An 8,343-nucleotide genomic window follows, 5' to 3' on the forward strand; every position below is an offset into this window, starting at 1 on the left:
GTGTCGGCCAGGGGCCGGGCGTGGCCGTGCCGGTCCGTCACAGCCAGCAGCCGCGACGGCAGGGGTCTCACGAGCCGACGAGGCCGAGTTGCGGGCTCGACGGATCGGCCCGGCCGCGGCGGGGGATGCGGCCGGCGCAATAGGCATCGCGCCCGGCCTCGACCGCGCGGCCCATGGCCCGGGCCATCCGCACCGGGTCGTCGGCCTTGGCGATGGCGGTGTTGATCAGGCAGGCCGCCGCCCCGAGTTCCATGGCGATGACCGCGTCCGAGGCGGTGCCGATGCCGGCATCGACGATCACCGGTACGCGCGCACGGCGGCAGATCAGCTCGATATTGGCCGGGTTGGCGACCCCCATGCCGGAGCCGATCAGCGAGCCCATCGGCATGATCGCGGCGCAGCCGAGATCCTCGAGGCGCTGGCAGACGACCGGATCGTCGTTGCAATAGGGCAGGACCACGAATCCTTCGTCCACCAGGTGGCGGCACGCCTCGATCAGCTCGGCCACGTCGGGATAGAGGGTCTCTCGGTCGCCGATCACCTCGACCTTGATCCAGTTGGTGTCCAGCGCCTCGCGGGCGAGCTCGGCGGTCATGATCGCGTCGCGGGCGGTCTCGCAGCCGGCGGTGTTGGGCAGGAAGCGCTTGCCCTTGAGGACCCGCACGGTGTCCGAGCCGTGGCCCTGGAGTGAGACCCGGCGGATCGAGGCGGTGACGACCTCGGCCCCCGACACCGCGACCGCGTCGCGCATGATCGCCTGCGTCGGGTAGCCGGCGGTGCCGATGAACAGCCGCGAGGACAGCTCCACGCCTGCGATGGTGAAGCGGTCCGCCTCGGTCTCGGGGCGCAGTGGCGTGACGGTGTGGTCCATGGTCAACCTCCCTGCATGGCGCGGACGATCTCGACCCGGTCGCCCTCGGCGACCGGCGTCTCGTCCCAGTCCCGGCGGCGCAGCACGCGGCCGTTCAGCGCGATGGCGATGCCCTGGGGGCTCTCGATGCCGGTCTCGTCGGCTTCGGCCTGGAACAGGGCCGCGATGGTTTCGACCGCGAGATCCCGCATCTCTCCGTTCACCAGAAGCTTCATGCCGAGGCCCTCCTGGGTTCGGGTCGGTGGAAGCGCGCCCGGGTGAACGGCTTGGCGATCTCGGGAAGTGCGCCGCGTGTGACGAGTTCGGCCACCGCGTCGGCGGTCACGGGGGCGAGCAAGTAGCCGTTGCGGTGATGGCCGGTGGCGACGACGAGGCCCGGCGCCAGCGTGTCGATGATCGGCGCGTCGTCGTCCGAGGTCGGGCGGTAGCCGCCCCACACGGCCTCGACCTCCATCTCCTCGACGCCGGGCAACACCCGGCGCGCACCCTCCAGCAGGGCGTAGAGGCCGCCGGCGGTGATGCCCGACCGGAAGCCGCAATCCTCGACGGTGGCGCCGACGATCAGCTGGCCGTCGCTCTTGGGCGCCATGTGGACCTGTTCGGTCCAGATCATCCGGCTGAGCGTACCGGTGCGCGCGGTGGTGCGCAGCGCCATCGACTGGCCCTTGAGCGGCCTCACCGGCAGGGCGAGGGTTTCGGGCAGCAGGCCGCCCTCCCCGCTCCACGCGCCGGAGGCCAGCACGACGGTATCGGCCGTCACGGACCCGTCGCCGGCCCGGATGCCGGTGACGGTGCCGCCGGACCAGTCGAGCCCAGCCACGGCCGTGCCCTCGACCAGCGTCACGCCGGCACGCCGGCAGGCCTCGGCCAGCGCCGCCATCACGAGGCGGGGATCGACCTGGTGATCCGACGGGCAATGGACGCCTGCGGTGACGGAGGGGCGCAGGGCCGGCTCCAGCCGCCGCACCTCGGTGCCCGGCAGCCACGCGGCATCGAGGCCCGAGCGGCGCTGCAGGTCGTAGCGGAAGCGCAGGCGCTCGACCTCGTCGCGGCCGATGGCGACCACCACGGTGCCGTCCGCGCGGTAATCGATCGGCAGCCCGGTCTCGGCTTCGAGGGCGTCGCGGAATCCCGGCCAGAGCCGGAGGGATTCGAGGGCGAGCGGCAGCAACGGATCGGAGCCAGGCTCGTGCTCGGCGGCCGGGGCCAGCATGCCGGTGGCGGCCAGGCTCGCGCCTGCGCCGATCGTGTCGCGCTCGACGACGACCACCGAGCGGCCGGCGCGTGCGAGCCGCCAGGCGATCGACAGGCCGATCAACCCGCCGCCGACGATGGCGACATCGGCACGCGCCGGCAGCGAGGCCTGCCCGGCGAGGCTGGCCGGGAGGCGGCGACGTCCGATCGGTGAAACGGGGCGGTCAAAAGCCAAAGTCATCTCCGCGGATTTCCGTCGCGAAGATCGGGCCGTGTGCTTCGGTGAGAAGCGGTGGCCTGCCATTCAGGCGGCCGCGGTCCAATCCCTACGCCGGTATGAGCCGGATCAGGTTCAAAGGATTTCCGCGCCGCAGGTCCGGGTGGACGTGCCAGCGGTTTCTCAGCCCCTTGCCGGGGATCTCCCTGGAACAGCGATAGATCTGGTCGCGCGGGCCCCGCGGGTCAAGCCCGATACCGTGAGCCGGGGTCTGGGATGCAACATTCCTGGAGGCGCAGTAACCGATCGGATCTCCGGTCCAAGGCCTACCGCTGAATCGCGTCGCTTGCCGATTGAGCGATATGCGCCACGCTCGATCATTGAAGGCGTCGGCAGCACGAACGCGCATGCCGACATATCCGCGCCAGCGATTCCCAGATTTTTGATTTTTCCGATTTATAACCAGTAATATTCAACGAAATTCCCACAGATAATAATCGGATCTCTCAAAAGATATTAGAATTATTACGTCATTCACGATGCGATTTACCTAATAAAAATCAAAACATCAATTTGATGGAGGATGTCAGATTGGTTGACGAGGAGTTTTGCGCTATCAAAAAGCGCAGCACGATTAGAGGCGATGTAACGGAATTTTCTTTGGGTGCATGGGCATGAATAGTTTTGGTCAAAAAATTTGCCTTTCCATGATCGTCAAGAATGAGGCTCACGTTATTCGCAGGTGTCTTGATTCTGTGAGGCCGATTATTGACCATTGGGTCATTGTCGACACCGGCTCGACGGATGGAACCCAGGATGTCATCCGCGCAGCGATGGCAGACACGCCCGGAACGCTTGTGGAGAGACCGTGGGTCGATTTCGCCTTCAACCGCACCGAAGCTTAAAATTAGCGCGCCCGCATGCCGCCTATAGTTTGATCATCGATGCCGACGATCAATTGATAATTCCCAATGATTTCTCGATGCCGAAGCTCATTGCGGCAGGGTACATGCTGACGATTTTGGATGAAAATACAGAATACTGGCGTATAAAACTAGTTAAAAATAACAAAAACTGGCGCTATCGAGGCGTCGTGCATGAATTTCTGGAGTGTCAAAAGGACCCGCCAACACCCAAGCTGCCCCTTGCCATGCGTCGCGGCGACGATGGAGCACGTCATCGCGATCGGTCGTCGGAACGACGAGATTTGGCGGTTCTGGAAAGAGCTTTAGCTGCTGAAAAAGACCCATTCATGATCGCGCGATACACGTTCTATCTCGCGCGATCCTATCGCGATGTCGGCGAAGATCTTAAGGCGCTGGATTGTTATCTGAAGCGAAGCAGCCTCGGGTATTGGAAGGAAGAAGTATACATCAGTTTATTGAACGCTGCCTGGCTCATGGAGAAATTGGATGAGCCCGCGGAAAAAGTCTTGAAGCTGTACGATCGCATGATTCCCGTCTGTCCGGCGCGGGCTGAGGCACGCCACAGCGCTAGCCAATACTGTAGGCACAAGGAGAAGTTTGCGGCGGGATACCGGTATGCGGAGTCCGGACTGTCCCTCAAGGCGCCAAAAGAAGGCATCGCAATAATGCCCTGGGTCTACGATTTTGGATTGCTGGAGGAATTTTCCATTCACGCTTATCATACGGCGCAACACAAGGCCTGCGCGGCGGCATGCCTGAAAATACTCGACCTGCCGGGAGTTCCAGACGAGGTTCTCACCCGGACCGCAGCCTTGGCGAACGCAGTTCTAGTCAAGATGGCCGAGTCGATGCCCGGATCGGGGTAATTCCAGCACGGGTCCACGATCTTTCGATTATGGAGAGCCTAAAAGCTGAGGCAGTCGGAAAAATATCCGCGTCACTCGGCTAAGCACAGAGGTTTTACACGGCGATCATGTGATTATTACGTATGGGGAAAGTTTATCAGTCCTGTGAAATTTTGCGAAAACTCTCAGCTCGGCGCGCGCGGCCGCAAGAACTTCGGGCGGAACACCGCCATCGGCTCCCGGAAGCCGTCGAGGACGTGCTCGCCGAGCGGGATCGGATCGCCCCAGAGGAAGTCCACGAATGGCTTCGACATCAGCAGTGGCTCGCCGAGCTGGCGGTTCAGCCGGGCGATCCGGCTGGCGAGGTTCACGTCGCGGCCGATGACCGTGAAGTCGAGCCGGGAGCCCGAGCCGACATTGCCGTAGGCGGCCTCACCGTGGTGGAGCGCGATTCCCGCCGCCACCGGCACCGAGAACTGATGCAGGGCGTTGGCCTCGTCGAGGGCCGCCAGCGCGTTCTGGGCTGCAGTGAGCGCCCCCTTGGCGGCGCCGCCAAGGTCGTCTCCGGATTCCCGGAAGATCGCCAGCAAGCCATCGCCCAGATACTTCAGGACCTCGCCGCCTTCGCGCTCGATCGGCGGCACCAGGCAGTCGAAGAACACGTTGAGCAGCCCGACCGCCTCCTCGGGGGTCATGTCGGCCGAGGTGCGGGTGTAGTCGCGCATGTCGGCGAACAGGATCGCCGAGCGGATCCGCGTCACCTGTCCGCGGCGGATGTCGCCGGCCAGGATCGCCCGGTGCGGCTCGTCGCCGACATAAAGGCGTAGCACGTGGTCGAGCTGCTTGTTGAGGACGCGCATCTCGGCCACGGCCGCGAGCGCCGGCATGACGAAGCGGAGGATCGCGATGTCGTCCTCGCCGAACCCGTCGGGCGCCTTCGTGGCAAAGGTGATGCCGTTCTTGGTGCCGTTGGTGAAGAACAGCGGCGCCACGACGTAGTGGGTGTAGCCGCCGGCCTTCAGGTCCGGGATGATCGCGTAGGCGTCGTCCGGCGTCTCGGCGATGTCGAGGATCAGCCACTCGCCGGTCTCGTGGACCGTGTGGAACGGGCTGTTGAGATAGGCCTCCTGCGAGCGGCCCCCGTGCGGGAACAGCCGCACGCTGGTACCGCCGTCCCGGGTCCAGACCCGGCCGACGCCGGCATATTCCGAGTGCAGGGTGTCGATCGCCGTGGAGGCCCGGTCCACCGGCACGCCGATGGCGATCAGCCGCTCGGCGAGGCCGGAGAGCATGTCCTCGGCCTTCTGCAGCCGCGCGCCCTCGCCCAGCAGCCAGTCGCGGATGCCCACCGAGGGCTGGAGCGCGCCGAAGGGCACGTCGTCGGCTTCGGAGCCGTCCGCGAAGGCCGTCGGCAATCCGGGCGTTGGCGGGCGGCGTTCGAGCATGGCGCCAAGGTGGGGACCGCGCAGCCGCCTGGCAACGCGGTCGGAGGGGAGGCGCCGCGGTAGGCCGCGACGGGGGCTCAGTTGTCCAGGAAGCTCCGGAGCTTCCGGCTACGCGACGGGTGCTTCAGCTTGCGCAGCGCCTTGGCCTCGATCTGCCGGATGCGCTCGCGGGTCACCGAGAACTGCTGGCCGACCTCCTCGAGGGTGTGGTCGGTGTTCATGCCGATGCCGAAGCGCATGCGCAGCACGCGCTCCTCGCGCGGGGTCAGCGACGCCAGCACCCGAGTCGTGGTCTCGCGCAGGTTCGACTGGATCGCCGCGTCGATCGGCAGGACGACGTTCTTGTCCTCGATGAAGTCGCCGAGGTGGCTGTCCTCCTCGTCGCCGATGGGCGTCTCGAGGGAGATCGGCTCCTTGGCGATCTTCAGGACTTTCCGCACCTTCTCCAGCGGCATCGCCAGCTTCTCGGCCAGCTCCTCCGGAGTCGGCTCGCGGCCGATCTCGTGCAGCATCTGACGCGAGGTCCGGACGATCTTGTTGATCGTCTCGATCATGTGCACCGGGATGCGGATCGTGCGGGCCTGGTCGGCGATCGAGCGGGTGATCGCCTGCCGGATCCACCAGGTGGCGTAGGTCGAGAACTTGTAGCCGCGGCGGTACTCGAACTTGTCGACCGCCTTCATCAGGCCGATGTTGCCCTCCTGGATCAGGTCCAGGAACTGCAGGCCGCGGTTCGTGTACTTCTTGGCGATCGAGATCACGAGGCGCAGGTTCGCCTCGATCATCTCCTTCTTGGCCTGCCGGGCCTCGCGCTCGCCCTTCTGGACCATGTTGACGATGCGGCGGTACTCGCCGATCTCCAGGCCGGTCTCGGAGGCGAGGTCCAGGATCTGGGCGCGCAGCTCCGTCACCTGCTTCGAGCCGCGCTCGACCAGGTTCTTCCAGCCCTTGCCGCCCAGCGTGCCGACCCGCTCCATCCAGTTCGGATCGAGTTCGTAGCCCTGGTAGTGGCGCAGGAACTCGTCCCGGGCCACGCCATGGCTCTCCGCGTAGCGCATCAGCCGGCCCTCGTGGCCGATCAGCTGCTTGTTGATCGAGTAGAGCTGGCCGACCAGGGCCTCGATGCGGTTGTTGTTGAGCGACAGCGACTTCACGTCGGCGACGACGCTGTCCTTCAGCTCGATCTGCTTCTGGTTCTGGGCCGGGCTGTTCTTCTCGCCGGCGGCCTTGCGGTCGGCGCCCTCGGTCTGGAACTTGCGCAGCTTGCGGTAGTTCGCGGCGATCGCGTCGAAGGTCTCGAGGACCCGCGGCTTGATCTCCGCTTCCATGGCGGCGAGCGAGACGTTGTTCTCGAGGTCGTCCTCGTCGTCGCCGCCCTCCGGGGGCGCGGGCGGCTCGGCCTCCTCGGCGCTCTCCTCGCTCTCGCCCTCGGCGATCTGCGGCGCGTTCTTGCCGTCCGGGCCGGCGTAGGTCGCCTCGAGATCGATGATGTCGCGCAGGAGGACCTTGCCCTCCACGAGCTCGTCCCGCCAGATGATGATGGCCTGGAAGGTCAGCGGGCTCTCGCAGAGGCCCGCGATCATTGCCTCGCGGCCGGCCTCGATGCGCTTGGCGATCGCGATCTCGCCCTCGCGGGACAGGAGCTCCACCGAGCCCATCTCGCGCAGGTACATCCGCACCGGATCGTCGGTGCGGTCGGTCGGCTCCTTGGTGGTCGTGGCGACGGTGACGGCGCGCGTCGGCGCGACCTCGGCCACCTCGCCACCCTCGGATTCCTCCTCCTCGCCGTCGGCGCCGTTCGCCGTCTTCTCGGTGGTTGCGGCCTCGTCGGTCTCCTCGGCCTCGACCACGTTGATGCCCATCTCGGACAGCTGCGAGAGCACGTCCTCGAGCTGATCAGGATCGGACTGGCCCTCGGGCAGGACCTCGTTGACCTCTTCGTAGGTCACGTAGCCGCGCTTCTTGGCGAGCTTGACCATCCGCTTGACCGAAGCATCCGTCAGGTCGAGGAGCGGCCCGTCGGTCTGCTGCTCGGGGGCAGCGTCCGTCTCGTCCCGTTCCGTTGCCTTCGTCGCCATGATCAGCCTATTGTTTCGGGTGCGGTGCGCTGCGGGGGCCTGACTAAGGCCGCTCCACGCCGTCGGCGCCGCGATACTTGCGAGTGGCCCCGGATTGCTCCGGACGCCTTGAGTCGTCGGGTTCCGTATGCAAGCCCGAGGCTTGACCGATTGTTAACTAACGCGGGGTTCGGCCCGTCGCCACCGCCATCGCACGGCCGTCATGCGGCGGTCGAGTCGTTCGACACCGGCTTGTCGGCTTCAGCCTCGGCGGCGATGACGGTCTCCAGCCTCGCCTTGACTTCGCAGAGCCATGCCCACCCGGCATCGGTCGGATCGTCCTCAAACGCCTGCCGTGCTTCGCGAAGTTCGCTATGTAGCGCGCCAGCCTGCCGGTGCAAGATCATCGCCTGTCTGAGAGCGTCCGCGCGCTGCTGCGGATCGGCGTGCGGGGACAGCGTAATCCGGTCCCGGGAGCGGGCCAGCGCCAGAATCCGCTCCGCCGCCTCTCCGAGGCTGGCCCGTGTGATGCGGATTCGCAACAGGTCCGCGTTCGTTTGTCCATCCTCTGCGGCACAGGCGACCAGGACCGACAGGAGCGCCCGGGCGTCGGGGTGCTCGAAGTCGAGTTCCGAGACCTCGTCGCCGAACTCGCCGAGCATCTCCGGGTGCACCAGCAGCGTGCCGGCGATCACCGCCTCGCGCACCGGCGCCGCCCCGGAGAAGCCCGCCGAGGCGGTCATCGAGGCGCTGGGGCTGCCGGTGATGCGCGGCGAGACCGGCTCGCC

The 8,343-nt window shown here is 66.1% G+C and carries 7 protein-coding genes, 1 pseudogene and 1 riboswitch; of the genes and pseudogenes, 2 read left to right on the plus strand and 6 right to left on the minus strand.

Annotated features, from left to right (window positions below; genetic code table 11):
* Positions 1–67: 67 nt before the first annotated feature.
* The 3 genes from FV228_RS14325 to thiO are packed head-to-tail and all read right to left on the minus strand — an operon-like array spanning position 68 to position 2,306.
* Positions 68–871 (minus strand): thiazole synthase, encoded by an 804-nt coding sequence (locus tag FV228_RS14325; protein ID WP_147855241.1) that lies wholly within the window; start codon positions 869–871, stop codon positions 68–70.
* A gap of 2 nt (positions 872–873) precedes the next feature.
* A complete protein-coding gene (thiS, locus tag FV228_RS14330; protein ID WP_147855242.1) occupies positions 874–1,086 on the minus strand; it encodes a sulfur carrier protein ThiS in 213 nt (70 codons plus the stop codon).
* Positions 1,083–2,306, minus strand: a complete 1,224-nt coding sequence (gene thiO / locus FV228_RS14335) for a glycine oxidase ThiO (protein ID WP_147855243.1) — start codon at positions 2,304–2,306, stop codon at positions 1,083–1,085. Before thiO ends, thiS begins: the two co-directional genes overlap by 4 nt.
* A gap of 64 nt (positions 2,307–2,370) precedes the next feature.
* A riboswitch (TPP riboswitch) is annotated at positions 2,371–2,499 on the minus strand.
* Positions 2,500–2,989: 490 nt separating this feature from the next.
* Between thiO and FV228_RS34210 the strand changes: the two genes are divergently transcribed.
* On the plus strand, positions 2,990–3,187 hold the full coding sequence (locus FV228_RS34210; RefSeq protein WP_246693908.1) for a glycosyltransferase: 198 nt from the start codon (positions 2,990–2,992) through the stop codon (positions 3,185–3,187).
* The gene (locus tag FV228_RS14340) at positions 3,151–4,074 is read left to right on the plus strand and encodes a glycosyl transferase (protein WP_246693909.1); all 924 of its coding nucleotides are present in this window, start codon (positions 3,151–3,153) and stop codon (positions 4,072–4,074) included. Before FV228_RS34210 ends, FV228_RS14340 begins: the two co-directional genes overlap by 37 nt.
* Before the next feature lie 164 nt (positions 4,075–4,238).
* Here the strand turns inward: FV228_RS14340 and FV228_RS14345 are convergent, their stop codons facing one another.
* The 3 genes and pseudogenes from FV228_RS14345 to FV228_RS14355 all read right to left on the minus strand — a co-directional run.
* Entirely contained in the window at positions 4,239–5,498 is a 1,260-nt protein-coding gene (locus FV228_RS14345) for an adenylate/guanylate cyclase domain-containing protein (RefSeq protein WP_147855244.1), read from the minus strand.
* A gap of 77 nt (positions 5,499–5,575) precedes the next feature.
* Positions 5,576–7,576 (minus strand): RNA polymerase sigma factor RpoD, encoded by a 2,001-nt coding sequence (gene rpoD / locus FV228_RS14350; RefSeq protein WP_147855245.1) that lies wholly within the window; start codon positions 7,574–7,576, stop codon positions 5,576–5,578.
* A 200-nt stretch (positions 7,577–7,776) separates the two neighbouring features.
* Positions 7,777–8,343 (minus strand): annotated as a pseudogene (locus tag FV228_RS14355) (DNA primase); the annotation flags it as partial.

The organism is Methylobacterium sp. WL18, from assembly GCF_008040015.1.
In the GTDB taxonomy this organism is placed as follows: domain Bacteria; phylum Pseudomonadota; class Alphaproteobacteria; order Rhizobiales; family Beijerinckiaceae; genus Methylobacterium; species Methylobacterium mesophilicum.